The following is a 25,504-nucleotide window of genomic DNA, read 5'->3' on the forward strand; positions in this document are numbered from 1 at the left end:
TCATCATTGTAAAGGGAATACCTCAATTGCAGGTATTTCCTTTGTTCTCCCATTATTTAACATGGCTTAATCCATTACTTTCAAAAGCTTTTCCTTAAACATTATCACACCAATCAAGCCAATTATAGAAAATATAACAGGCGAAATGAAGCCGTAGTAGTACCCATCACTTACATTACCTGTGGCAGCTTGAAAGTAATCTAAAATATAGCCAAAAATAATGGGCAACAATGCAGCACTTAGAAAGCCACCTGTATTGGCAAACCCAGAAACAATGCCGGATTCAGTTAGAGGGAAAGTTTGACGAACTGCCGCAAAGGTTAAGGCACTTGCGCCATAGCCAAAGCCAATGAGAAAGAATAGGACGATGAGCATGAAAAATGGAGGATGTCCTTTCAATAAAAGAAATGAAAACCAGCTCAATAAAACTGTAATATGAACAACAATATATGGTTTTTTAATCGTTCCTAGCCAGCCGGCAATCCAACTCATTAAAGGAGCTCCTATAAGCGCCCCGACTAATCCAATCATAATCAGCTGACTAGCCTCTGAACGGGACATCTCATACATATTGATCCCATATGGTACTGCCCACGAACTGATAAAACCAACATAACCTCCAACAACGCCAAAATGGCAAAAAAATAAAGCCCATGCTTGCCTGCTTGAAAATATTCTTCGTAATAATATGGAGCTTTTTTCACGTTGTATTTCTTCAGTTATGCTTATGGGTTCCTTTGAAAAGATACGTTTTGTGTTTTTTATCAGCACAAAATAAAGAAGTACACCACATAAACATAATAATAATCCCGTTGAAAAAAAGGTGATTCGCCAACCTAATAAAAGGATCAATGTAGCAAAAGGAACTGTCGCCAATAAGAAGCCTAAGCTCCCAGTCATGCCTGCAAAGCCAATTAATCGAACAAACTCCTTTTTATGAAACCATTGTGCCAAAATAAGCACCATATTCACCCATATGGTCGCATCTCCTACGCCAGTAAGCATTCTAGAAAAGAATAGGACAACTTCATGTGTACCTAGACTGTAAAGAATGGTCCCTATTCCTGTAAGGGTGGCACCAATGATGAGGAAAAAGTTTGGCCCAAATCGATCAGCTAAAATCCCCATCGGAATTTGCAAACTCGTGTACACAAAAAATTGAATACTCGTCAATAACCCGATTGTCGATGCCGTTACCCCAAAATCCTTCATTAATTGATCTGTAATTAACCCTGGAGCAGTTCGCTGACTTGCCATTAACAAATAGGTAAACAATACAGCAACAAACACAATCCATCTGTACTTATGTTGTTGTTTGTCCAATAATCACTACTCCTATTAGCTTTTATTTTATGTATATGAGTTTAAGGTCAGGATGAAGACCTGCTTTTGAGGAAGCTTCAAAATTACGACAGAAAGAAAACGCACCTAGTCTATACTAAGTACGTTCATGCTATATTATACTGCTGGTTGAGGCTGTTCACTGACATGTACTACTGGTTTACGGTCTTTCCAAGGCATTGCTTCCTCTAGCTGTCTACCTAGCTGTAATAACGTCAATTCATCTGCAAATTTACCTGTCATTTGTAGACCAATTGGTAGGCCTGATTTACTTTCTGCTAAAGGCAATGATAAGGAAGGCTGACCTGTAGCATTAAATAAATTTGTAAACGGTGCATACGTGAAAATTTGCTCCGTCCATTCAACAGCTGAGATGTTAGGATTGTTCGCATTTAATTCACCAATTTTAGCAGGAAGCGTGCCAATTGTTGGACTCAATAAAATGTCATAGTCTTCAAAGAAGCTTGCAACTTGACGTGAAACGACTGCATTTGTATGAATAGCTTCCAATAAATCAGCCGCCTTTAACTGTCCACCATACTCATAGCATTTCCAAATGGCTGCTTCAATATTGTCCGGAGAAACTGTTTTACCAGTCCCCGCTGCGGCACCCTTAATCATTTGATAAATATTTGCTGTCCAAATATCAACCGTCGCCTTTGTAAATGATGCTTGTTCATATTTCGGACGCGCTTCTACTACTTCGTGTCCTAGGTCCTTTAAAACTTGTACTGTTTTATGAACAGCTTCAATGCATTCTGGATCGACAAATGCCCCAGAATTTGCTTCAGTTGTCCAAGCAATTTTTAGAGGGCGCACTTTTTCTAGGATAAGTTGTCCATACGGTGCATGTGTTACTTCTAATTTGGAATAGCTCCCTAAATCAGGACCTGCTACTTGATCCAGTAGCACCGCTGTATCACGAATTGTACGAGTCACAGCGAACTCAATGGCAATACCATTTAAAGGCTCGCTATTGAATGGACCAGCTGGAACTCTTCCTCGTGTAGGTTTCAATCCAACTAGCCCACTACAGGAAGCGGGAATACGAATAGAACCACCGCCATCATTGGCATGAGCGATTGGCACAATACCACTCGCAACAGCAGCTGCTGATCCACCACTCGAACCACCTGGACTATGATTTAAATTCCATGGATTGCGCGTTGCACCATAAATAACCGCTTCAGTAGCTGCATTATAGCCAAACTCAGGTGTTGTCGTAGTACCTGCTAAAATCAAGCCAGCCTTTCTAAAACGCGCCATTAATTCACTGTCGACCGGAATAATCGTATTTTCCCCTATACGACTCCCCATACTATGCAGAACACCCTCTGCATGTAACACAAGCTCTTTAATTAAAAATGGAACACCTGAAAACGGAGCATTTTCATCAACCTTCTCAATTGCTTTGTCAGCCTGCTCTTCTAACACACTAACGACCGCATTAATGGATGGATTTACTTTTTTTATTCCTTCTAACGCTAGCTCCTTTAACTCCTGTGGTGTTACTTCCTTTGATTTTACTAACTCTGCCAACCCAATACCGTCATATGATGCATACTCTTGTAAATTCATATCATCACCTCGTATAGTAGTAATCTTGCAATTACAATGTACTGAATATTCTAAAATTAAGATATTACCCGAAAGGATAATTCTGTTTTAAGTAGAATATAAATGCATAATAGAGAAACGAGGTGTTTTCATGTTTTTGGAAAATGATTTAGAAAACATTCTTAAAGCGAGCTATCATATTTCGAATATAAATGTGAAACAAAGTAATGAGAGTTTTAAACATGAACTATTGCATACATTAAGTCAGCATCTCGGCTATCACCATATGTTATTTTGGGAAATATTGAATAATGAATTAAATGCTCCTGTGCTTTTAAATATAGAGGGTCATACGATTAATGATTATTTACAAATATATCAAAAATTTGATCCATTACACCCTCAAAATATAGGTACACAGCATTCCATTCAGCTAATGAATAGGAATGAAGTTATGTGTCTGCAAAAACAAACCCACTATAAAGAAGTTTTTTTAAAAGAAAATCGCTATGAAGATGAAATGGCGATGTATTTGAGGGTAGACAATAAGCTCGTAGCGGTTATTGGCTTTTTAAGGAAAACAGGAGAAAAGTTATTTAATGAAAAAGATATTTTAAAATTAGTGTATTTGAAAAGAAATATCGAAAACATGTATTCCCTTCATCACTATTCACAGCCCTCCATCCTATTTAAAATGACGGAACGAGAAAGAGAAGTTTTAAACTTTGTTTTCAAGGGCTTGAAAAATGGAGAAATCGCCCAGCAATTATTCGTCAGTGAAAATACGATTAAAAAACATCTTCAAAACCTATATAGAAAGTTTCAAGTAACAAATCGTACCCAGCTACTAGCAAAGTGTTTGAAGTATATTGATCGTGTTTAGTAGGTTCCTCCAAAGAATAATTTCCTGTTCGATACCCACATATTGTGACATTGAACTCTTCTACAACCTGGAGCCTTATAGATATGATTTGTCATTTGAACTATAGGGGTATCTACAATATTTTCTAAATTGACATTATAAAAGAGACATTTCCAAGATCGAAATGTCTCTTTTCTATCATGTTTGATATTTATTTATCATAGATGCTCTTTAGCTACACTTTTATTTTGTTTTGGCAGTTTCAATAATCCATTTAGCTAAATTGTCTATTTGTCCTTCTACTGCAATTGGGTCTCTAAACCATGACTCACTTTCCGTCCACAAGTATACTTTTCCATCTCGAATCGCAGGCAAGTTACCCCAAATCGGATCAGCCTGTAGTTCCTCCAACGTTGATTTTGTTGTTAAAACCAAATAATCTCCAGTATATTCAGGAAGCATTTCTAGCGAAAACTCGTAAAATGATTCAGCTAGCATATGTTCTGGAACCGTTGAGGGTGGATTCGCACCTAATATTTCATACATAATTCGACCGCCGCGTCCAGACTTTGATCCGAATAAGAATACCTTTCCATCATACTCCTGCATGATGGAAACGGTCTCTCCCTCACCAAGTGCGGCTTGAACTTCATCACGTAATTTACCAGTGCGACTCTCAAAATCGGTAATCCATTGTTCAGCTACATCCTTTTTATCTAATAAATCACCGAAATAACGCATTTCCTCCTGAATCGTTTCAAAGCTATTATAAGGCATAGCCACGGTTGGCGCGATGAGTGAATATTTGTCCACTGTTTCTTCTTTATTAATATTTGTAATGATTAAATCTGGTTTCAATTCAACCAGTGCTTCTAGAGAATCTCCTACATCCGTTACACCATCAAGCATCCCTTCTAAATACGGGCTTTCCATCAATAAAAAATCAGATGCAACTGGTTGGACATCAAGTGCCAACACGGTTCCTAAATAAGCAGGTGCTGCTATACGTTGTGGTTGTATAGGCACTTCTACATCTCCGAGTGCCGTCTTAATTGTTCGCATTTGGATGTTGGCAGGTGCCTCTGACTTTACTTGATTCGATTTTGTTGCACCACTATTTCCGTTAGCCCCTTCTGATGATGTTCCACATCCTGATGCGACCATAGTCAGACACAATAGTGCCATCGCTAATAGATTTTTCTTTTTAATTTCCATATCATTTCCTCCATCCAACATCAATTGATAATGAATATCATTACCATTTAAATGATACATTGCTGGATGTGGTGCAACAATGGACAGATTTGACCTATTCATTGTATCTTTCGAACCTATATACTGATATTGCTTGCGATATTCTCCTGGAGTTATGCCTGTTTGTTTCTTAAACATACGGTTAAAATAGACCGTGTCTGGATAACCAACATAAGCAGCTACTTCCTGTAGCGTCGCTTCGGTATCACACAGCAATTTTCGCGCCAAGTCTATGCGTAATCGAATCGTATAATCAAGTGGACTGCATCCCATCTGCTCTTTGAATTTCCTCGAAACGTACTGTGGAGTGTAATTCATTTGCTGGGCCAACTGCTCCATAGAAATCATACCACGATAATTTTTTGCGATATAGCGGACAACTTGTTCGGTTAGAGATGGGGCGTGAGCATGCTCCAGCCGCTCCTGTAACGTTGCATGTACGAAACGGATGAATTCCCCCTTGGCCTTCAGTTTTCTCAATTCATGGACATCCTTCATGTTTTTCTCTTTGTCTATCTGCCCATTGTCTATTTGTTGCCAGTCGGTAAGCATTGTTTCTAGCATCTCCAGCATAACGAGCGGTTCGGATGGTGACACTGCCCAGCTTTGCATAAATGGATTGTCTGTTTGCATCATCATATGAAACTCCCGCAATGCTGAAGCGGGTAAAGAAGCATTGTATAAAATCATGTAGGTGTCAAGAAAGTCAGTGGATTGAACCGTTATCCGCTGCCCCTTGCCGATATGTATTAAATGAAACCGTTCGGATAGCCATACTTCATCGTTTGTCCACAGTTCAGCATGGCCATTTGCCACAAACATAAACATGCTTGCTGGTGTTACATAATCACAAATCACATCGCCGCGCCCTATTCGTTTTATCCGAATGTCGAGTACACGAATGTCAACTTGATTCCACAATTGAATTTGTTCACCTATATTCATAATAAAACCACGTAACGACTACTATCTACCCAGTCCATTAGATTGCTCCTTCCCATGCATATTACAATTGAAATTATTTATGATAATCATTCTCATTTTGATTTTTGTTTCAAGATATGTCAAGGACAGTCAAATTATTTCTGACTAGATGAAGAATTCCAATTAAGGACGTAGCTTGTTACACCGTTGTGTGTAATTTATTTATGATTTCAAATAGCTTAAAACAGCCTCTATTTTTTCTCAGCAGGAAATTTCCCCATAGAAAAAACTGCATCATCAATTGGTAGAGTGTGTCTAACAATTGGTGGTGCAGTTCTGATTTTGACTCTAACTATAGGGGTATAGATCCCATTCTTTTACTTATTACTTTGTACTTTATACACTTTACTATCAAGCTGTCTATTTATTGCCTGCTGTAAAAATTGTGTTGCGGTAAACAATTTTTCTTCATCAATATTCGTTTGCACGCCTAAACGATGTAGGAAATTTACTAAATCATTCGTTGACACATTGCCGCTTGCACCAGGGGCATAGGGGCACCCCCCCAAACCACCAATAGCACTGTCGTATTTTGTAATCCCGAGTTCAAGTGCTGCAAAAATATTCGCTAAAGCACGGCCATACGTATCATGAAAATGAAGGGCAAACAAATCATGGTCGTATCGAGTGAGCAGCTCTGATAAAATAGCCTTTACTTGTACAGGGTCTGCTACACCAATTGTATCACCAAGTGAAATTTCAGAAACGCCCATTTCTAGATAGGCATCAATGATTTCCTTCACTGTTTGAAGCTTTACTTCGTCACCAAACGGACTGCCAAATACAGTTGAAATATAGCCTCTTAACGATATACCTTCACGATTTGCTACTTCAGCTACAGCTTTTAAGTTTTGCAAAGATTGGCTGATTGAAGCGTTTACATTACTTTGATTATGTTCCTCAGAAGCAGAAATAAATAAAGCAATTTCATCAACCTTTTGTTGGATGGCCCCTTCTATCCCTTTCAAATTGGGCACAAGAGCTGCATACGTTATTTTTTCATGACGTGTGATTTGCTCGAATACTTCATGATGATCGGCTAAAGCCGGTATCCACTTTGGACTAACAAAAGAGGATACCTCGATATGGCGGACACCTGTTTCACTTATTAAGTTAATCCATTGCACCTTCAAATCAGTTGGAATAAAAATTTTCTCATTTTGTAAGCCGTCACGCGGACCTACTTCTCTTATTTCCACTGCTTTTGGTAAGTTCATCAAGATACACTTCCTTTAATTAAATGCCGAACAGTTGTAGCATAATCCAACTTGATGCGTAGAATACCATGAATTGCACACCGGCTCCTACACCTAAAATTCGATTTAATAAACCACCAACAGTTGCGACTGTAAATGTTAACACTACTCCTAGCAATTGCGCCTCGTTATAGGCAAGCAAGAATGCTAAACCGATGAACATCGCTACGATTGCTTCCTGGCTAATATATTTCAATACTAATACAGACGCTTTACGTGCATAATTCATCGCAAATGGATAAGCAATTAAAGCAGCTACACTAATACCGATTAACCCAAAAATGAAAAAATCCCATGAAGACATTAGCGTGTGTAAGTTGTTTACTGGATCTACTGTAAAAATCGGTGGTGCATTAAATAAAGGTGATGCCGGTCCAAGTGCAACTGGACTTAACGGAATACCGAATGCAATTAATGGAATAATCGCTTCAGCAATATAAGTCGATTCCGTTACACCATTCATTACAGTAAGACTCGTTGTTGATTTTTTATAGGCACCTTTTGTGCGAGAGCCTACAATTTCCCCCATCAATGACGTCATCCCGACAGGACTGAAGACAAATGTGAGGGAGGAAAGAAACGTTGTAATACTCGTAAAAATGGTCTGCCTTTTCGATAAAATTTTAAATGGATTTGGAAAATAGCCTTTCCATGATTTCGTTTCAGGAGCAAGATTATATTGATTTGGCTTACTACGTGCTAGATCATTTTTAGCAACCGAAGATGCCGCCATTAAAATATTACAAAACATTGGTCCAATGGCAATTCCTAAAAAGAATGTAATGCTTAAATGTTTATCCAGCATCGCAAAGCTAACGCTATCTAAAGCTTTAATGAAAAACGCAAATGGGATAATAATTAAAATACTTGCCCATTTTCCTTTTGAAAAGAATGCGATTAAAATTGCGGCAAGTGTAAAAATGATGCCTGATGAAGATTTAAAAAAATCGGCAAATTGGCCTAAAAACTGACCTAAAAGTACTGCGGTTGGTAGGGCGATAAATGCACCGATAACGCCGCCGGAAATCATTTTACGTAGCGCCACGTGTGGCATACCTAAACGGCGTAATGTATTGGCATGATCAATTAAAGGTACAGCTGTTGTATCCCCAGGAATACCTAATAACGCAGTTGGTACAGCATGTGTTAAGTGCTTAGCTAACACGCCCGCCATGAAAAAGGCGAATACCCCTTCAGGAGGCGCTCCCAGCAAAATAACTAATAGCGTAATTGGTACCATAATCGCTGTTTCATCTGTACCTGAAATAAGCCCAATGACAGTAAAGATAGCTGCGCCTAGAAGGGCAAATAAAAGAGCTATTAAATAAATACTCATTTTTTATCCGCTCCTTTCAAGCCTTGTAAGCTAGAAAGAATACCAAAATCCTCGAGCTCTTTTTTTGTCACCGGATCTTCCTCGATTAAGCGTATTTCCTCGTCTATATCAATTTGTAAATCTTCAAATGCTTCCTTTAAAGAATGACTGGATGCTTCATCTTCTACTAAAATACGTTTTGGTTTAAAAAGAATCGTATTGATAGCAACAACAATCAGAATACCTGCAATGCCTGTTAACAATGAATACGAGTTAATCATTTGAGGGTCTGCAAACTTCGGAAAAACCCACTGGCCAAACTGATAGCCTAAAAAGCTTGCGGCAACGCTTAAAATAATTGAAAGAATTAACTGATTACCAGAAACTGTGTCACCTAAAATTTCAATAAACTTTTTTTCCTCTACATTTTTTTGCTCATTGTATGGAGTATTCGCCATGTTTTATTCACCTCGCAGAGAGTTTGTAATCTCTAAAACACGATCATAACGGAAATCCTTCTCTTCTACCGCCTGCTGCACAACACGATCAATAATATCGCCTGTTGCCCCAGCCATTACAGCCAAGTTTTTCGCATGCAAACGCATATGACCAGATTGAATACCCTCTGCTGAAAGTGCGCGTAAGCTTGCTAGATTTTCTACTAATCCAACTGCGGCAATGTAGCTGGCTAGCTCCTCTGCAGATTGCACATCCATTATTTTTAGCGCTGCTTTTGCAACTGGATGAGTCTTCGTAGCCCCTCCCACAATACCAACAGCTAATGGCAATTCCAACGTACCAACAAGATTGCCTGCTTTATTTAGCTCCCACGTTGTTAAAGAACGATATCTACCAGAACGAGCAGCATAGGCATGTGCACCAGCCTCAACAGCGCGTGTATCGTTACCCGATGCCAATACTGCGGCTGTGATACCATTCATAACCCCTTTATTATGTGTGGCAGCCCGATACGGGTCAGCATCCGCAAATTCGTAAGCACTTACAATATTTTTGGCAATTTCTATACCGCCAAGCATATCTGTTGAGAATTCACCACGCGCACGGACGATACGCTTATCTGCTAAATTTGAAATAATCCGTAGCACAACTCGTCCATTTGTAATCCGTTCGATTAATGGTGACACAGATTCTGCCATTGTATTGACAGCGTTTGCCCCCATTGCATCCTTCGTATCTACGATTAAATGGACGACAACCATTGTTTCTTTTGCTGTGTCGATTAAGTGTACTTCTATATCCTTCACTCCACCGCCTAACTTGACTAACGTTGGATCTTTTTCATTACAATGCTCGATGATCTCATCTTTATGTTCAAAAATTTTCGCCCTCGCTGCATGAGGGTCCTCAATATTTAATACCTGAATCTGTCCACGCATAACTGTTCCCGAGCTGGAAGTAAAAATACCCCCTAACTCATATGCTGCACGTGCCGCATTACTAGCCGCAGCGATTACTGACGGCTCTTCCGTAGCCATCGGAATAAATACCTCTTTGCCATTAACCTTAAAGTTGGCTGCTACCCCTAGAGGCACTGAAATATGTCCAATAACATTTTCAACCATTGCGTCTGCAAGCTCTAATGAAATTCCACTTTTTAAAGCTTCAACTTCCTCGTTGGTTAAATTTGATTTTTCAGCGATTAACTTAATTCGCTCTTCTACTGAAAGTAAATAAAATCCTTTAATTCGTGAAGTCATCCCTATACCCCCAAAAATAAAAAAGTGTAATATAATTCAACTTAGTTGAATAACATTACACCAATTGTAAATTGTCTGAATAGTATTGTAAACAAGAAATTTGCATTTTCGATAATAATTACGTTTAAAAGAAAGATTTAATCCTCAACATAAATCGTTAATACCTTTGAGTTTTCCGCAGAATTGTTAATAAAGATATGCTCCTTTTTCCCAGAAAAATACGCAGAGTCCCCCTCTTCTAAATTGTAAAATTTATGATCGTATTTCAAGACGATACTACCCGAAATGACATAAATAAATTCATCATTATCGTGTGTATAAGGGGCTAAATTTTCCGCTCCATTATGTACAGTAACAATAGAAGGATTGATATTGCTCATATAACTCTTATTCGCTAACAACTCATATTGATAGCCAAGTTCATTCGTTTCAACAGTCTCATTGCGTTCTTTTTTCGAAACAATCGAAATGCCATCAAACTGATCCTGGATAACAAACCAAGCCATTGGCACATCAAATATTTCCGCAATCTTGGACAATGTCACCAGACTCGGTGTCGCTTTGCCATTTTCTATTTTTGAAATATGGCTTTTCGTTAAATTAATCTGCGAAGCTAAATCATCCTGAGACATTTTATTTTTCTTCCGCATCTGCTTTATTTTTACTCCAACTTCTAGTAAGTTCATCTATTCCAGTCCCCTCGATCATTTCGGTTTTTACAATAACTATACTATATTTTTAAATGATGGATAGAAAAATACGGAGCGTATAATACTCCTTCATTTTAGTCTGCGGTATCAGTTTTATCCCAATATGAGAGTTAAGTTGCTGAAAATGCTAATTGTCTAATATGTATTGACACCCTAATTTCAATTTCTACATAAAAAGATCAGACACTCACTTTTATATGTGTGTCTGATCTTTAGAATTTTGTCTCAGTTAGTTATTATAAAGATTATATAGAATTTAGTTTTAATCTAAGTATAAATTTACGGAATTGCTGAAACAACTTTATTTGCATTTCTGCCTTTTACTTTTTATTCATGGTTAGTTAAAAGCCCTCATTTTAGACAGTTTCTTGTAAATTGACTAAGTTCTTGTTCTTGTTACTGCAAAGCTTGAGATACAAAATTGAACATATTTGAATTCATCTTTGGTCCACCATTCATAGTGTTCCCATTAACAATATATGAACCTCTATGAACACCAACAACTTGGTTGTTTGCATTTAATAATGCCGATCCCGACTGCCCAGGTGCAGTATCAATTGTATAAAAGGCTAAAGACGTATCTTCTCTTGTAACATTTCCTCTCATACCAAATTGAGAAACCACACCACCTGCTCTTATTAAATCTCCTGGATACCCAAAAATACCAACATTTTCGTTAAGAAGATTATTTACTTGTCTTATTCCAAGAAATCCTGCAACATCTCCTGCATGTCTATTATTATTTGCATCTAAAACAAGTACAGCAAAATCTTCTGAGGTTGAACCAGTTGAAATCCAATGAGAAGGGACAAAATAATCCCTAACATTATAAGAGCCAAACCATCCCGTGCTATCACTTACGCCTGGATAAACTGTAGCACTAGATATACCCCTTTGTGTTCCAGCATCGATTACACAATGTGCATTTGTTAGAACCCTGTTCCTACCAATTAAAGTACCTGTACAGGTGCCACTTGTACCATCCGCCCAATTTAATTCAATATACGTAATTGAACTAAATGGTGCTATTTGTGTATTTTCTACAATTGTTCTACCGTCCTCGCCTATTACTATATATGGAGTTATTTCATTTGTATTTTTAGATAAGTTGTCTTCAATAATAACAGGTGACGGAGTTAAATCAATAAATGATTTACTATGAAATATTAAGCTATCAATCTGAACAGGTGAAATTATTCCAGTGCCTTGAAAACTTGGTGTTTCATTAATTAATTGCAAATTATTATTTTTGAAGTCCTCATATTTAATAATTTCACCTTTCGAATTTACCATATCATAAGGATGCGAAGAATCATTTGAATCAAATGTAAAACTTCTAAGTTGATCCTCCGCAAAGACATTCATAGGAACTAATAAAAAGATAAACATAAAGAAAAACTTTAAAGTAATTTTTTTCATTTTCATTCCTCCTAGACTGTTGTTAACTAACATTCTAATAAATAAAGGAAATAAATTAAAGTTATTATTCATAAATGGTAATTAAGTTATATTTAGTAAAAAATAATTTTGGTCACAGTTTTTCTATACGAATAACTTTGATTTTTGCTGGATTTGACTCCAAAATTTCAGAATACCAAATCCTCACTTCATCTCCACTTTTAATTCCTTTCATAGAAAGTTTCGATTCATTAATTAAAATTGAAACTGATTCAAATTTATTTGAGAACAGGAGATTTTCGCTAGAGAAACTCTCTATATCTGATTGTTGAACGTCCTTTCCTTGAATAAAATAGACTATTCCTTCATGCATTACTATATAACCAATTTCACTTTCGGTATTTTCTTTACTAGCAAATAGTTGGCTAACATTACCTAAGAACCATAAAGCAACAAGAAAAAGTAACAATAAAATCGTGTTGATAATAGGTTTGGGGATTCTATCCTTCATTCAAACCACCACCTTATACATTTAATAATTTTCATGTTGAATACAATTTAGCATTTTTAAATGTACATAATATACCAAATACTGTGCTCACCTCTATTCTACAATACCAAACAATACTTTACTTGTAATACTTCCCAAAGAAGGAATACAGAAAATATTTTGAAGTTTTCAATACGATTGGATAGAATCGGTAAAATATTGAACTGCCGAAAATAAATTACAAGCTGTTGAGCGCTACTTAAAAGGAATGGAACGGAAAGCTCCTATGCTATAGCTAAATCTATGGGGACTAATAATAAAGCAATCCTTAAATGGATTAAGCAATATGGAATACAATGTAGTTGAAGCTATTATTCAGCCGTATACAAATTAAACATTAGAGTTTACTCTAGACCAACCTATTCACTTGTTTCAGACATGTTGGACAAAGCACTCGAACGTTTATCTGAGAACCACCAGTTACTTATGCATACCGATCAGGACTGGCATTATCAAATGAATAAATACTGTCCTGACTTAGAATCAAGAGGGGTTGTTCCATATATGCCTCGTAAAGGAAATTGTTACGCCAACTCTGTCATGGTGAATTTCTTTGACATTATGAAATCCGAATTCCTTTACATGAGGGAATTTGAAAGTATAGAGCATTTTAAAATAGAATTAGAAAAATATATAAACTACTATAATATGAAACGGATCAAGGCAAAATTAAAAACGAGTCCGGTGCAATACCGAACTCATTTATCCAAACAGCCTAATGAAATAACGAAGCTAACATACTTCGAATTAACTATTTAATTTATCGTTTTCATTCATTTATGTGTAACTTACTTAATTGCGCTCTGATTTTAGGAATGCTACAAATAAAGATAATTTTTCATCAGAAAAACCTTAGTTTCCTCTAAAGACATTAGTCTCTATTATTGAAAGCAGATGCAAATAAAAAAATACTAAGAGACTGAGACATTCAGATGTAAAAACAATTTTATAAATTAATACCCAAAATAGAGCCTTTGAAGAATTTGATATGCATATATTCACATGAATTCTTTCACATTTAACCAAAAACGTTGGATATCAGTTTAAAGAGATAAACGGATGGTTATCTCGCTTTATGACTACTCCCACTCAATCGTCGTTGGGGCTAAGATGTAATATCATACGGTAGGATTTAAGATTATTATCAAAACAGAAAAATGCATTCAAATCATGTAATTTTTTGTCCTCAATTGTAGATGGTGACTCCCATTTATATGTCTATGTCGTTTCAATGTCTTTATCATCAATTTGAAAAGAAAACATAGGAAAATTTTAGTCTTCCTATGTTTTCATTCAAATTATTGATCTGTTTGTTCTTGCTTCTTTTTCAAATACTCTGCACGTATTTTCTCAAGTTGCTGCTTTTTATCAAATTTGGCCGGCTTGTTTTTTTCATGATACTTTGCCACAGCCACCTTACCTTTAGTATCCAATTGATATTTCCCCACTTTGGTTCACCTACTTTTCCTGCCTTTAAAGATATCTATTCAACAAATATAGTATACCTTATTTTGTTGATGTAAACCTTTTTCCTATATTGGTGTATTGCTTAACCTTAATTTCGGTAAAAGCTTAGTAAATAATTCATAGCCAAATGTATTATCTGTATCCATCCATTTTTATATTATTATACCTTTATCATTATTTACCGCGACAATCTTGCTCACCTTTATGTATGGAGACGGCGGGAGTCGAACCCTCTTCTTAAATGAATACCGTCGCACCATAATTTATAGAAGATTTTTGATATTTTCAATACTCTTTGACTACGGTTTTGACTACGAGTTCATAAATAACTGAAAACAGATATTAAGAAACTGGATTTGACAAAGCAAATATCTCATACTAAATGTATTTAATCCGAATTAATGAATTTAGTGAGACGATATGATAAAATTTATATAAATACCTATACTTTAACTGGCAGTAGTCAATTTTAGATTACTGCTTTTATCTTTTGTATTTACATGTAAAATGTTATAAAATAAGAACAAATGTTTTCTTAGAAGGAGATTTTATGAAAGTAGTAGACTTATTTTGTGGAGCTGGGGGGCTACACCTTGGTTTTCAAGAAGCTGGTTTTGAAATTAAACTAGCAGTAGATAGTAATCCTATTGTAGCCAAAACTCATGAATTTAATTTTCCTGAAATCCCATTCTTCTCAGATGATATTAATCAATTGACAGGCTTTGAATTGTTTAACTTAATTGAAGGAGAAGAAATCGACGTTTTAATTGGTGGACCACCTTGTCAAGGATTTTCTACTATTGGAAAACGAGTTTCTTCAAATTTTGAAAGGCGAACAGCAGAAGATGAAAGAAATAAATTAATTCTTGAGTATATTAGAATCCTGAATCAGTTAAAACCTAAATATTTTGTAATTGAAAACGTTAAAGGTTTACTAACAATGGATAAAGGAGACTTTATAAAAGGGGTTTATAAAGAATTAGATAAAACTGGGTACGATTATAAATTAAAATTATTAAATATGGCAGATTACGGGGTCCCTCAATTAAGGGAAAGGGTCTTTATTATTGGAAATAGACTAGGGCATGAAGTTAATTTCCCTTTACCTACCCATTCTGAAAATGGTGAAGATGGAACTTTTTCTTGGGAAAATTGTTGGTATGCTATTCAAGATTTGGTAGAAATTAAAGAAGATAAAGACTTTAATCATGTACCTTTAAAACATACCGAAAAAATTATCGAAAGATATAAATTAATTCCAGAAGGTGGACGTCTACCAGAAAATGATTTACCTCCAGAGCTATACAGAAAGAATTTCGGTAATACTTATAAAAGATTATCGCGATTTAAACCAGCGCTTACTATGGTACCTGGGAACGATGCCTTTCCTATACATCCTATTTTAAATCGAAGTTTAACTGTTCGAGAAGCTGCTAGAATTCAAACGTTTCCTGATTGGATGATATTTAAAGGTAATCGTCGTCAACAAGGGCATCAAGTAGGTAATGCTGTTCCGCCTTTATTTTCAAGAATTTTAGCTGAACACATCAAGAAGAAACTGTTAAAGGAGGAAGTGTAATTGCGTTTAAATGCTGTTGATCTATTCTCGGGTGCAGGAGGTCTATTACAAGGTTTATTACAGACAGACTATAATGTACTTTTCTCTGTAGAGATTGATAAAGCTGCTGTTAGAACACACCTCGAGAATTTTCCTGATATCCCTGTATTTGACGATGATATTAGAAATTTGACAAAAGAAAAAATGGTTGAATTAACCAAAAATTCCGAGATAGACTTAGTTGTAGGAGGTCCACCCTGTCAAGGATTTTCAGTCTTTGGTAAAAGGAGATTTATTAATACACAAGGGTATAATCCTAAAGAAGATGACAGAAATAAATTAGTTTATGAATTTATTCGTGTAGTTAGAGAATTAAAACCTAAATATTTCTTTATGGAAAATGTTAAAGGATTCCTATCTTTAGATAAGGGTTTATTCGTTGAAGAAGTGATTAAAGAATTTAAGTCTTTAGGGTATGACAAAATTGAGTATAAAGTTTTTTGTGCAGCTGACTATGGCGTTCCACAAAAAAGATATCGTATGTTAATGATAGGAAATCGTTTAGGACAAGATATTATTTTCCCTGAACCAACACATTCAGAAAATCCTTCTTTACTTAGTCATCCATATAAAACTGTAGGTCAAGCAATAATGGATTTAGTTAATTTTACTGAGACAGATATTCCTAACCATGTGCCTTTAAAACATAAAGACATTGTCTCAGAAAGAATGGCTTATGTAAAAGAAGGATCTAAACTAAATATTGAAGATTTACCTGAACATCTATTGCAAGCTACTCGAGTTGATTCTAAAACAGGTAAAGTAAAAAATTATAGTCATATTTACAAAAGATTGCACCGTGAATTACCATCTAATACATTGGTTCCCGGCCACAATGCATTTCCTATACACCCTACATTAAATAGAACTTTGACTGTTAGAGAAGCTGCTAGAATTCAAACCTTCCCAGACACACATGTTTTCTTTGGAACAAGACAACAACAATGTATTCAAGTAGGTAATGCTGTTCCACCATTAATGGCAAAACCTTTCTTTGAACAAATAAAAAACTCCCTATCATTAGAGAAAGAGTAAAATTTCTCAAAAAATATTTATACAGCTAAAGCCTAAAATGAAGATATTTTAGGCTTTACTTATTAAATTTCTCGGTTTAAAGCTGTATATACTTTCTCCCAATCGATATCTAATCCAACAACAGGTTTAAATCTATTTCTACCTTTTTTAAAGAAACCTAAAAAACCTAAAACTGCTAATTCTGCTTGGAAAGGTTTTCTCCCCACTCCTCCACGTAAAGAAACTTTTCTAATAACTTTTATATCATTAGCTAATATTTCTTCTACTTCTTTTAAATAATTATTCGAATTAAATGACTTAAATTCATTTCCTTCTATCACACTATACTTTAATGGAGTGTCTTTAAAAATCTTTTGTGAGGCTAAGCTTATGTAATGAATAAATGCACCTAATTCCCCGTGCTGGATTATTGCTGTTTCAAAAATAGCTAGCGGAGTACCATTTATACTATCATTTCTATTTCTTTCACAAGCATCTACAAATTTGTAACCTATACTTGTAGGCTTTCCATCTTCATCAATCATACCTATATGATAGAGTGAAGAATCTATATCTTCTCTAAAGCTATGTGCTCTGTCTTTTATTTTCTGGGCATATTCTACCCAAGCTTGTTCCTCGTTAATGGTACCAGCATTTAATTTTCCTATAATTTTATTTTTTGGAGAGTTACTTTTACCCACCAAAAAATACTTAGGTAAACCATCATTTTTTAATAAAGAAGAACTAGCATCACATACCTTGTATAAGTCCCCTTCTAAAGTAAATAAAGGCAATGTTCTTTCGTTAATGATATATGTAAACCAAAAGTGCCTCCAAACAAAATCATGATAAGTATCCCCAGGTGCATTTGATAAGTATTTCAGAGGATCTACATCATTCGGCAATGCGTTTAAGAGTTCAATAGGGAATTCAATTGTAGGTTCATTTAACTCTGTTAAATCTATTCTTTTTGCCATTTGTAAATATCTATAAAAAGTATCTGGCTCTGTGCTTCCCTCTCGTAAGTGTGCCCACTGTGTACTAATTGTATTAGTTTGATTGGTAGTATCGTCAGAATCGATAGCCGTCGTAGAAAGATCAATATTGCGGATACAGTTAACTTCTAAATCATTTTCTCCATTTATTTTATAAGTAAAAATCATTATTGGTAAATCTTCACCAACTAAATCAAGAACACTTTTTAAATACTCACCAGGTGCTTCATGAGTATTATACACTTCTGGAATTATTATGATTGTTCCATTATAACCTTTTTTTAAATACGCTTGTGATTGGCCTAATGCAGTTAAAATTCCGTGAATTCCTTCATTAACTCTTTTAAATTCAACTGCCATCTTATATTTTACGGTTGCCTCTTCTTCAATTACAATTACTCCATCCGCAAAAGGCCATGAAGTTTTCCCTTCTCTACTAGCATAAATAGAGAGGTTATTTATTGTTTCTGAAGTAAATAATGTTGATTGATCTGTTAAAATGTTAGCAATTGAAGCACTTGATATTGAAGCTAGTAAATCGTGGCTCATTAAAATCCCTTCACTCTCTTTGGAAATTTTTATCATAAAAGAACATTAGAGAAAACTGTTCTCTCCTTAATTAGATCATTGAAAACAAATAAATTAACAAAGGTTGAAAAAAAAAAAAAAAAATGCTTTAACAGCAAAATTTTTAGACTCTTTATTACAAATATTCGTAAATAGAGGAAAGTGCTCATTTTTGTAGAAGTATTCACTTAATAACCAAATACTTCAATAAAGGTGGTAAATTATGAGTATAAAAAAGAATAGTTATGTTACTTCTAATGAATTTGACCTTAAAAGAAATCGTCGATACTCGCAAATACGTACATGGGGGACTATTAGGAATAAAGCAACGATTATTATGTATAATCCTCGCAATCCTGACCCTAACCCAATCTTTCATAGTCTGTCAATTGAAAAATGTGTAGAGGCTCTAATAAGATACGATAATAATTTTGGATCTATTGAAGTCGTTAACTTATTCGCAGATTGTAGTTCTAACTCTAAAGATTTAAACAAAGGTTTCCGTAAATTTGACGAAACTAACTTTGGATATATTACAAAAGCTGTGATGGATAACAATACAAGTGTTGTAATTTTAGCATGGGGAAAAAATTATGTTGCCCCTATGAGCCGAAATGAAAGATTTGTAAATCTTATTACTGGATGCAACAAAAAACTAATGTGTTTAGGACTATATGATAATCATCAACCTATGCATCCAGCAAATCGCAAAGTGCTCCCCAAATTATACCCTTGTAAAATGATAGAGTGCAAAGGAAACCAAAATGGAAATATCTATTTATACCATTGATTGAAACTTAGAGAAGTATAATTACTTAATCTAAGTGATTATTAAAATGAATAAAACAATAAAAGTTTCCCTTTATACTCCTTAGATGACTTTACTTGTCACTAACTTCAATAATATCAATAATTTCTCTAATATCACTAAGCTGTAAAGTATCGGCGATTTTCTCAATATGGCTAAAGTTAATATTTTGTCTTTTTTGATTAGCTAATTCACTTAAAGCAGCATGGCGTATATCAGTTAACCGAGATAATTCCCTTAATGAAATTCCTCTTTGATTGGCTAGTTCATGAATTTTCACTTTGACTCTTCTTGTCATAGCTCTCCCTACAATCGAATTATATTGACTATTAAGGAAAACTTACCATATACTTAAAAATATAGTGGTACGCTTAAGCGTACCAAAAACCTTATATAAGTCTCTAATAAAGAAAATTGTATATATATAAATTAGGAGGGAAATGTTATGAGTGAGCTAAAATTTAGTGAAGTACCTGTAAAGAGGAAGCCTATATGGAAAAGTAAGGTTATATGGGCTATTGGAATTATCATAGTATTATTTTTAGCCTATAAATTAGGTAGCTCTCCAAATGTGCCAGAAGATATTGGAGAAAATTATTATAGTAATGCTCTATGGGCATTCCATGAACTAAACGTAGCGTTTGAAAATGGTGAATTTCCGAGTAATGAGGTTACAAAATCTATCTCTGATAACGCAAGAGAAGTAGAAACTAATTCGACCAATTACACTGATAAGGAAAAATATATAAGTGAGCAATTTATAAAAATGATTCTAGGAGTAGGCGAAGGTTTGGAAGAGCAAGTATATGAAGCTCGTTCTAATCTCGCTAACTTGTTAGAGGTGGATGAAAACTATTAGAAGTAGATGGAGGTTTATTTTAATAATAAGTATATAGTTCTCTCGGAAGCTCGAATAACTAAGTAATTTATTTAATAGCGAAGCCTTCTCTGCGAAGCAGAGAAGAAGGTCTTATAAAATACGGTAGAAAGAAGTGAAAATATGAAGAACGCTTATGATGAACTATCTAACGAACGAGAAGGATATGTGATGAAAAATGAAGAGAGCGGCGTGGAGATAACTTGTACTGAAAAATTTGTGAAGGCATGGGAAGAAAGAGGTTTTGTGATTATTAAAAAAGGTCTTGTTAAATTAGTTAATGAAAAATAAACAAATCTACGATGGCTATAAGCCCCTTAGGTGATAACTGGTTGCTAAACTTCCAGAAATCACCCAAGGGGCTTTTGACGTAATAATTATGGTAGTTTAGCTGGGAAAGATATAAAATGGCAAATTCCTTGTTTAAAAAGCCTTTAACCATTTGAAACTAGGGAATGAGTTTATCTTTAAATTACTGTGTTCCTTTGAAAGAAAAAAGATAGAAAACGACACTTAATAGTTAAAGATTTTTATGGGCATTTTATGTGTGATCGTGCTGATTAGAATTCCTGTATTTACCACACCTCGTTCTAAATCTATGTGGAAATATGAAACTATATGTCGCTTTAAGGTGATAAAGCCCCACACGCCCTCTTGTGTACTTTAGTACTTTAACGCTTTAGATAAAATATAGGTGGATATTAAGAAGTAGAATGAAATTTACATCTGAATACTCTACTGAAATTTGAATGAACAGGAAAAAGCTAAAGCATATAAATGGATATAAAGAAACAGAGACACAGAAAATTGAAAAGGACTTAGTTTAAAGAAAGTGAAAAAATAGCACTTCAGCGAAGCTGAAGCTTCTACTTCTTAATATTTATGGGTTATCCATGCCCTCGTTGGGGCGCTTTCCATAAATAAATAATCAAGAGATAAGCTAATCTCACTCCTCGCTATGCTCGGAGGACTTCGCTTCGCTCCGTCCGTTGTTTATTTCCGCTTCTCCCCTCTATAATCTGATGAGAACCTATCCCCTACTGGCGAATGATGTAACTTTAACACCTCGAATCAGCCAAAGGGGCTGTTTTATTTTATAGCTAGATAAAAACCAAATCCACTTCTTGCGTGTGAAATAACCACATAGAAACATTTAATTTTTTGTATCTACTAGAACATATGGAGTACATTTCTCCTTCCTTGGTTTATTTATTTCGAACCCCCAAAAAACGGGGGTACTATGGACCGAAAGGATGGTAAAATATGGATTACTATGATTGCGTACTGAAGCTGATAGGTGATGAATACATCATAGCAAAGAAGTATGGGGCTAGAATTAAGAAAAGAGAACGCTCTAAGAAAACTGATGATGAACTACAGGCGGAAATTAAAAAGATAAAAATGGACGCTAGTCTTTCAGACGTTGCGAAAATGACTAAAATCGCTATCTTGAAAAATAATGGAGCTAAAGAAAAGATAAGTAAGAAAAAGGAAACTCAAGTACCTAAAGGTCGGAAGCTTACTATGAAGGAAAAGGAAACTTTCAGTGATTTAATGGATATGAACTTTAAGCTAGGCGATAAATATGTGACTCTGACTTATGCGAAGGAAGATGTGTCGCTAGATGAAGCTAGTCAAGATTTCGATAATTGGATAAAACGTATGCGTGAAAGATATTCTGATTTTAAATATCTAGGTGTGCGTTCCTTCCAAGAACGTGGTACAGTCCATTTCCATGTGCTGATGACGATACCTGATATACCGATAGACGAATTAAGAAACGGTGTATTTCAAGGCATATGGGGACATGGACATGTTGATATAGAAAAGATTTATAGTCTTAGTATGGTCGGAAAATATGCGAAATTAAAAAATTATCTAATAAAAAATTTACGTGAATTTAAAGCAGATGAACGCTCTTTCGATAAAAACTTACTTTTAAAGAGCAAAAATCTAGAGAAACCAGAGGTTATAAGAGGTACTTATAAAGAGATAAAAGAATATTTAAACAGGCTTGAAGGAGCTTTAAAAAAGATAGATGAATATAGATTTTCTCATGAATATCTAAATTATATTACTTCCGTTACCTTCATACGTATACGAAATAAAAATGAAAACTAACCTTTAAAACATAAAAATTCGCTAGCGGTGATGAAAGTTCACTGTACCTTTGTACGAGTGTAGAAAAAGGTTATTATCATATTTTTTAAAAAATCAAAACCTAATTTAGGGTTGTAATTATATACAAGAGCGTAATATGCTTATTTGGAATTTAATACCAAATAGCGATTATTCTATATGGAGGAGAAAGTATGTCGCTAAATATCGAGGAGCTATATCAATTTGAAAGTAAAATAAATGAAATTCTAAACGCTGCTATTATGAGCGCAATCGAAAAATACCAAGCTTCTTTAACCTCTAAGGAATGGATGACGTTAGCCGAAGCCTCTAAATACGCTGGGGTCTCTCACAATACCTTTGTAAAATTTCGTGAAATGGGATTAAAAGTGGCTCAAGTAGATGGGATAAAACGTGTATCACGTAATGAGATTGATACTTTCTTAAAAAAACATAGTTTCTAATACGAATTTGAGAGACTGAACCTTTAGCTTTAACGTTAGAGGTTCACTCCCTCTATACCTTATAAATTGATATGGGAGGAAATATTAATGACTAAAAAGCGCACAACGTCGATTGAAAGTTATACCTTGGCGAACGGAGAAAAGCGTTATAAGTTCCAAATTTATGTTGGAGTTGACCCTCTAACAGGAAAAGAAAAGCGTACCACTCGAAGCGGCTTTAAAAGGAAGAAAGAAGCTGAACTAGCACTAGCACGAATAAAGCTTGAAATTTCTAAAGGTACGTTTCGGAAAGTACAAGCTGAAACCTACCAAGATATTTACGACTTGTGGATAAGGCAATATGAGAAAATTGTAGAAGAAAGTACATTCGTTAAAACAGAAGGTATATTCCGCAACCATATATTACCTCATTTAGGTTTATATAAAATTGATAAGTTAAATGTTGAGGTATGTCAAGAACATGTAGATAAATGGGCAAATAAACTTAAAAAGTATCGAATTATAAAATCCTACGCCGCAAAAGTAGTTGATTTTGCTATTAAGCGTGGCTATATGCAAATCAACCCATTTAAGCTAGTTGATATGCCGAAGATAAAAAAAGAACCGCTTGAATTAGTGAAAGAAGTAGATGAAAATTTTTATACGCGTGAACAATTAAATAAGTTCCTTGATTACTTAAAAAAGGAAAATAAACCGAAAGTATATGTCCTTTTTAGACTTCTAGCTTATTCAGGAATGCGTAAAGGCGAAGCTTTAGCCCTTAACTGGAAGGATATAGACTTTAAAAACGATGAAATACGAATCAATAAAGCTATATCGAGGGGAAAAGATAATAAGCTATATCTGAAAACGACGAAAACGGGTTCTATTCGAACAATTAAAATGGAGAAAGAAACGATGCGTACGTTAGCTTTATGGAAAAAGCAACAACAAAAGGATTACCTAATTTTAGGGTTTAATACACTAAATGAAGAGCAGCTCGTGTTTAGTAATAAAGAAAATGAATTCTTACAGCCTACTAAAACTCGCAAATGGCTAGTTGATATACTAAAAAAATATAACCTAAAGCCAATTACTACACATGGGCTACGTCATACACACTGCTCCCTCCTATTCGAAGCGGGTGCGAATATTAAAGAAGTTCAAGACCGTTTAGGTCATTCCGATATTAAAACAACAATGGATATATATACTCACCTAACCCAAGAAGCTAAATCAGAGACTATTCGAAAATTCGATAACTACCTGAATAATTAGCTTAAAATCTTACTACGGTTTTAACTACGACCTTAACTACGGTTAATTATAATTGAACGAAATCATATGATATAGAAAAAACGCCAAAACCCGTATAAGTCAAGGGTTTTGACGTTCAATGAATCTCAATGAAATCTTTAAATGGAGACGGCGGGAGTCGAACCCGCGTCCAGAAACTCCAATACTTCAGCTTCTACGCGTGTAGTTTGCCTATTTACGATTCACGTAACATTATGCCGACAAACAGGCGTCCTGTACGCTAACCTGGAAATCTCTTGCCGATGACTCAGGTGGTACCATCGACCGTATCCCACTAAAGTTGGGCCCCACGTTCTCTACATGGGCGATAGAGAGGCAGAGCGCTTACGAGCTTACGCTGCGAAAGCTAAGTTTTGTTGTTTGCCAGTTATTATATAACTGTCGTTGATGACGGAGCCGAGCCCTCCGACGCGCGACTAAAGCTTGAACCATCCCTGTCGAATCCGTAACGTCCCCTTGAATATAAAGCGAAGCGGTTGGGCCTCGTTCAAACAAAGAGCTAGAATTGCTTCTAGTACGGTGGGAGCTTAAAAGTACGCTTCCATGAAATCTGGCAATCAGTAATACATATTATAAAACAAAACTATTGATAGTTCAAGCATCCCGCTATCGTAGAAAAAATTGGCTTAGATACTTAGGGTATCCGTTAGATTGAGCTTTCTATCCATCACTTTTGCTTTGCTATCCACCACATTTCAATCTTTATCCGTCACTTTCGCCATTCTACCCGCCACGCCCAGCACCACTGCCACCCAACAACCGAAAAAAGCTCACCGCAGTCCAGCAGTGAGCTTTCTCCAAATCTATTAATATTGATTTTTGGATTTGAAGGTACGTTCCATTTCGCGTTTGGCTTCTTTTTTGCGCATGTCGTTGCGTTTATCGTAGTCTTTTTTCCCTTTGCCGACGCCGATTAAAAGCTTGGCATAGCCGTCTTTGATGTACATTTTCAATGGGACGATTGTGTAGCCGTCACGCTTTACGGCACCGACTAGCTCGCCGATTTGCTTTTTGTGGAGCAGCAGTTTGCGGGCGCGCAGTGGGTCGTGATTGAAACGGTTGCCTTGATCGAAGTGGCTAACATGCATGTTGCTAATCCATGCTTCGCCATTGGTGATTCGGACATAGGAGTCCTTTAGTTGGGCCTTGCCTGCACGGATGGATTTGATTTCTGTGCCTGTTAGTACCATGCCTGCTTCGATTGTTTCTTCGATGAAGTAGTCATGGCCTGCTTTTTTGTTTTGTGCTAATACTTTACCAGTACCTTTTGCCATATTTTTCACCCTCTACTTAAAAGGTTGAGCTTAAGCGAAAGCACCCTTTCAATGGATACTT

At 35.6% G+C, this 25,504-nt stretch carries 23 protein-coding genes, 1 other RNA gene and 1 pseudogene; 10 read left to right on the forward strand and 15 right to left on the reverse strand.

All coding sequences use genetic code 11. From position 1 onward, the window contains the following. Positions 1 to 66: 66 nt before the first annotated feature. The gene (locus tag JTI58_RS03935; RefSeq protein ID WP_205445352.1) at positions 67 to 1,323 is read right to left on the reverse strand and encodes an MFS transporter; all 1,257 of its coding nucleotides are present in this window, start codon (positions 1,321 to 1,323) and stop codon (positions 67 to 69) included. Positions 1,324 to 1,458: 135 nt separating this feature from the next. Further along, a complete protein-coding gene (locus JTI58_RS03940) occupies positions 1,459 to 2,919 on the reverse strand; it encodes an amidase (protein ID WP_205445354.1) in 1,461 nt (486 codons plus the stop codon). Positions 2,920 to 3,049: 130 nt separating this feature from the next. On the opposite strand from JTI58_RS03940, the gene JTI58_RS03945 reads away from it, so the two are divergent. Next, entirely contained in the window at positions 3,050 to 3,781 is a 732-nt protein-coding gene (locus JTI58_RS03945; protein WP_205445355.1) for a response regulator transcription factor, read from the forward strand. 222 nt (positions 3,782 to 4,003) lie between these two features. On the opposite strand, the gene JTI58_RS03950 is transcribed toward JTI58_RS03945, so the two are convergent. The 8 genes from JTI58_RS03950 to JTI58_RS03985 form a co-directional block, all read right to left on the reverse strand. Continuing rightward, complete coding sequence (locus tag JTI58_RS03950; RefSeq protein WP_205445357.1) at positions 4,004 to 5,959, reverse strand: AraC family transcriptional regulator; 1,956 nt, start codon at positions 5,957 to 5,959, stop codon at positions 4,004 to 4,006. Between the two features lie 356 nt (positions 5,960 to 6,315). Beyond that, entirely contained in the window at positions 6,316 to 7,215 is a 900-nt protein-coding gene (locus JTI58_RS03955; RefSeq protein ID WP_205445359.1) for a hydroxymethylglutaryl-CoA lyase, read from the reverse strand. A gap of 19 nt (positions 7,216 to 7,234) precedes the next feature. Continuing rightward, positions 7,235 to 8,590, reverse strand: coding sequence for a tripartite tricarboxylate transporter permease (locus tag JTI58_RS03960; RefSeq protein WP_205445360.1), 1,356 nt, complete (start codon positions 8,588 to 8,590; stop codon positions 7,235 to 7,237). Continuing rightward, entirely contained in the window at positions 8,587 to 9,027 is a 441-nt protein-coding gene (locus tag JTI58_RS03965; RefSeq protein WP_205445362.1) for a hypothetical protein, read from the reverse strand. Before JTI58_RS03965 ends, JTI58_RS03960 begins: the two co-directional genes overlap by 4 nt. Before the next feature lie 3 nt (positions 9,028 to 9,030). After that, a complete protein-coding gene (locus JTI58_RS03970) occupies positions 9,031 to 10,287 on the reverse strand; it encodes a hydroxymethylglutaryl-CoA reductase, degradative (RefSeq protein WP_205445364.1) in 1,257 nt (418 codons plus the stop codon). Between the two features lie 137 nt (positions 10,288 to 10,424). Beyond that, positions 10,425 to 10,973, reverse strand: coding sequence for a helix-turn-helix domain-containing protein (locus JTI58_RS03975; RefSeq protein WP_205445365.1), 549 nt, complete (start codon positions 10,971 to 10,973; stop codon positions 10,425 to 10,427). Positions 10,974 to 11,393: 420 nt separating this feature from the next. After that, on the reverse strand, positions 11,394 to 12,416 hold the full coding sequence (locus tag JTI58_RS03980; protein WP_205445367.1) for a trypsin-like serine peptidase: 1,023 nt from the start codon (positions 12,414 to 12,416) through the stop codon (positions 11,394 to 11,396). A 112-nt stretch (positions 12,417 to 12,528) separates the two neighbouring features. Then, the gene (locus JTI58_RS03985; RefSeq protein ID WP_205445369.1) at positions 12,529 to 12,906 is read right to left on the reverse strand and encodes a DUF3221 domain-containing protein; all 378 of its coding nucleotides are present in this window, start codon (positions 12,904 to 12,906) and stop codon (positions 12,529 to 12,531) included. Positions 12,907 to 13,293: 387 nt separating this feature from the next. On the opposite strand from JTI58_RS03985, the pseudogene JTI58_RS03990 reads away from it, so the two are divergent. Next, positions 13,294 to 13,704: pseudogene (locus JTI58_RS03990) on the forward strand (IS3 family transposase); the annotation flags it as partial. 539 nt (positions 13,705 to 14,243) lie between these two features. Here JTI58_RS03990 and JTI58_RS03995 read toward each other — a convergent pair. Beyond that, complete coding sequence (locus JTI58_RS03995) at positions 14,244 to 14,393, reverse strand: hypothetical protein (protein ID WP_004228154.1); 150 nt, start codon at positions 14,391 to 14,393, stop codon at positions 14,244 to 14,246. 569 nt (positions 14,394 to 14,962) lie between these two features. Between JTI58_RS03995 and JTI58_RS04000 the strand changes: the two genes are divergently transcribed. Next, positions 14,963 to 15,991: a DNA cytosine methyltransferase gene (locus tag JTI58_RS04000; RefSeq protein ID WP_205445371.1), complete on the forward strand. Its 1,029-nt coding sequence runs from the start codon at positions 14,963 to 14,965 to the stop codon at positions 15,989 to 15,991. Further along, on the forward strand, positions 15,992 to 17,065 hold the full coding sequence (locus JTI58_RS04005) for a DNA cytosine methyltransferase (RefSeq protein ID WP_205445373.1): 1,074 nt from the start codon (positions 15,992 to 15,994) through the stop codon (positions 17,063 to 17,065). Positions 17,066 to 17,127: 62 nt separating this feature from the next. On the opposite strand, the gene JTI58_RS04010 is transcribed toward JTI58_RS04005, so the two are convergent. Beyond that, the gene (locus JTI58_RS04010) at positions 17,128 to 18,588 is read right to left on the reverse strand and encodes a hypothetical protein (RefSeq protein ID WP_205445375.1); all 1,461 of its coding nucleotides are present in this window, start codon (positions 18,586 to 18,588) and stop codon (positions 17,128 to 17,130) included. Between the two features lie 241 nt (positions 18,589 to 18,829). Here JTI58_RS04010 and JTI58_RS04015 point away from each other — a divergent pair, with 241 nt between their 5' ends. After that, positions 18,830 to 19,396, forward strand: a complete 567-nt coding sequence (locus JTI58_RS04015; protein WP_205445376.1) for a DUF1643 domain-containing protein — start codon at positions 18,830 to 18,832, stop codon at positions 19,394 to 19,396. A 91-nt stretch (positions 19,397 to 19,487) separates the two neighbouring features. Here the strand turns inward: JTI58_RS04015 and JTI58_RS04020 are convergent, their stop codons facing one another. Next, entirely contained in the window at positions 19,488 to 19,712 is a 225-nt protein-coding gene (locus JTI58_RS04020; protein WP_205445378.1) for a helix-turn-helix domain-containing protein, read from the reverse strand. A 147-nt stretch (positions 19,713 to 19,859) separates the two neighbouring features. Between JTI58_RS04020 and JTI58_RS04025 the strand changes: the two genes are divergently transcribed. The 5 genes from JTI58_RS04025 (at position 19,860) to JTI58_RS04045 (ending at position 24,130) form a co-directional block, all read left to right on the forward strand. Next, positions 19,860 to 20,273 carry a hypothetical protein gene (locus JTI58_RS04025; RefSeq protein ID WP_205445380.1) on the forward strand — a complete coding sequence of 138 codons (414 nt, stop codon included), beginning with the start codon at positions 19,860 to 19,862 and terminating at the stop codon, positions 20,271 to 20,273. A gap of 141 nt (positions 20,274 to 20,414) precedes the next feature. After that, positions 20,415 to 20,582 (forward strand): hypothetical protein, encoded by a 168-nt coding sequence (locus JTI58_RS04030; protein WP_205445382.1) that lies wholly within the window; start codon positions 20,415 to 20,417, stop codon positions 20,580 to 20,582. 972 nt (positions 20,583 to 21,554) lie between these two features. Further along, a complete protein-coding gene (locus JTI58_RS04035) occupies positions 21,555 to 22,412 on the forward strand; it encodes a rolling circle replication-associated protein (protein WP_205445384.1) in 858 nt (285 codons plus the stop codon). 191 nt (positions 22,413 to 22,603) lie between these two features. Next, positions 22,604 to 22,873 (forward strand): helix-turn-helix domain-containing protein, encoded by a 270-nt coding sequence (locus tag JTI58_RS04040; RefSeq protein ID WP_205445386.1) that lies wholly within the window; start codon positions 22,604 to 22,606, stop codon positions 22,871 to 22,873. Between the two features lie 87 nt (positions 22,874 to 22,960). Beyond that, complete coding sequence (locus JTI58_RS04045) at positions 22,961 to 24,130, forward strand: site-specific integrase (RefSeq protein WP_205445387.1); 1,170 nt, start codon at positions 22,961 to 22,963, stop codon at positions 24,128 to 24,130. A gap of 139 nt (positions 24,131 to 24,269) precedes the next feature. Here the strand turns inward: JTI58_RS04045 and ssrA are convergent. Both ssrA and smpB read right to left on the reverse strand, forming a co-directional pair. Further along, positions 24,270 to 24,625: a transfer-messenger RNA gene (gene ssrA / locus JTI58_RS04050) on the reverse strand. Between the two features lie 350 nt (positions 24,626 to 24,975). Beyond that, positions 24,976 to 25,443, reverse strand: a complete 468-nt coding sequence (smpB, locus tag JTI58_RS04055; RefSeq protein WP_205445389.1) for an SsrA-binding protein SmpB — start codon at positions 25,441 to 25,443, stop codon at positions 24,976 to 24,978. Between the last annotated feature and the right edge of the window lie 61 nt (positions 25,444 to 25,504).

The sequence above is a fragment of the Lysinibacillus fusiformis genome (genome assembly GCF_016925635.1).
Taxonomy (GTDB): Bacteria; Bacillota; Bacilli; order Bacillales_A; family Planococcaceae; genus Lysinibacillus; species Lysinibacillus fusiformis_F.

Excerpts from the sequence above, each read along its gene's own strand:
- JTI58_RS03940 (WP_205445354.1), bottom strand. The coding sequence starts at position 2,919 with ATGAATTTACAAGAGTATGCATCATATGACGGTATTGGGTTGGCAGAG.
- JTI58_RS03945 (WP_205445355.1), top strand. The coding sequence starts at position 3,050 with ATGTTTTTGGAAAATGATTTAGAAAACATTCTTAAAGCGAGCTATCAT.
- JTI58_RS03950 (WP_205445357.1), bottom strand. The coding sequence starts at position 5,959 with ATGAATATAGGTGAACAAATTCAATTGTGGAATCAAGTTGACATTCGT.
- JTI58_RS03955 (WP_205445359.1), bottom strand. The coding sequence starts at position 7,215 with ATGAACTTACCAAAAGCAGTGGAAATAAGAGAAGTAGGTCCGCGTGAC.
- JTI58_RS03960 (WP_205445360.1), bottom strand. The coding sequence starts at position 8,590 with ATGAGTATTTATTTAATAGCTCTTTTATTTGCCCTTCTAGGCGCAGCT.
- JTI58_RS03965 (WP_205445362.1), bottom strand. The coding sequence starts at position 9,027 with ATGGCGAATACTCCATACAATGAGCAAAAAAATGTAGAGGAAAAAAAG.
- JTI58_RS03970 (WP_205445364.1), bottom strand. The coding sequence starts at position 10,287 with ATGACTTCACGAATTAAAGGATTTTATTTACTTTCAGTAGAAGAGCGA.
- JTI58_RS03975 (WP_205445365.1), bottom strand. The coding sequence starts at position 10,973 with ATGAACTTACTAGAAGTTGGAGTAAAAATAAAGCAGATGCGGAAGAAA.
- JTI58_RS03980 (WP_205445367.1), bottom strand. The coding sequence starts at position 12,416 with ATGAAAAAAATTACTTTAAAGTTTTTCTTTATGTTTATCTTTTTATTA.
- JTI58_RS03985 (WP_205445369.1), bottom strand. The coding sequence starts at position 12,906 with ATGAAGGATAGAATCCCCAAACCTATTATCAACACGATTTTATTGTTA.
- JTI58_RS04000 (WP_205445371.1), top strand. The coding sequence starts at position 14,963 with ATGAAAGTAGTAGACTTATTTTGTGGAGCTGGGGGGCTACACCTTGGT.
- JTI58_RS04010 (WP_205445375.1), bottom strand. The coding sequence starts at position 18,588 with ATGAGCCACGATTTACTAGCTTCAATATCAAGTGCTTCAATTGCTAAC.
- JTI58_RS04015 (WP_205445376.1), top strand. The coding sequence starts at position 18,830 with ATGAGTATAAAAAAGAATAGTTATGTTACTTCTAATGAATTTGACCTT.
- JTI58_RS04020 (WP_205445378.1), bottom strand. The coding sequence starts at position 19,712 with ATGACAAGAAGAGTCAAAGTGAAAATTCATGAACTAGCCAATCAAAGA.
- JTI58_RS04025 (WP_205445380.1), top strand. The coding sequence starts at position 19,860 with ATGAGTGAGCTAAAATTTAGTGAAGTACCTGTAAAGAGGAAGCCTATA.
- JTI58_RS04030 (WP_205445382.1), top strand. The coding sequence starts at position 20,415 with ATGAAGAACGCTTATGATGAACTATCTAACGAACGAGAAGGATATGTG.
- JTI58_RS04035 (WP_205445384.1), top strand. The coding sequence starts at position 21,555 with ATGGATTACTATGATTGCGTACTGAAGCTGATAGGTGATGAATACATC.
- JTI58_RS04040 (WP_205445386.1), top strand. The coding sequence starts at position 22,604 with ATGTCGCTAAATATCGAGGAGCTATATCAATTTGAAAGTAAAATAAAT.
- JTI58_RS04045 (WP_205445387.1), top strand. The coding sequence starts at position 22,961 with ATGACTAAAAAGCGCACAACGTCGATTGAAAGTTATACCTTGGCGAAC.
- smpB (WP_205445389.1), bottom strand. The coding sequence starts at position 25,443 with ATGGCAAAAGGTACTGGTAAAGTATTAGCACAAAACAAAAAAGCAGGC.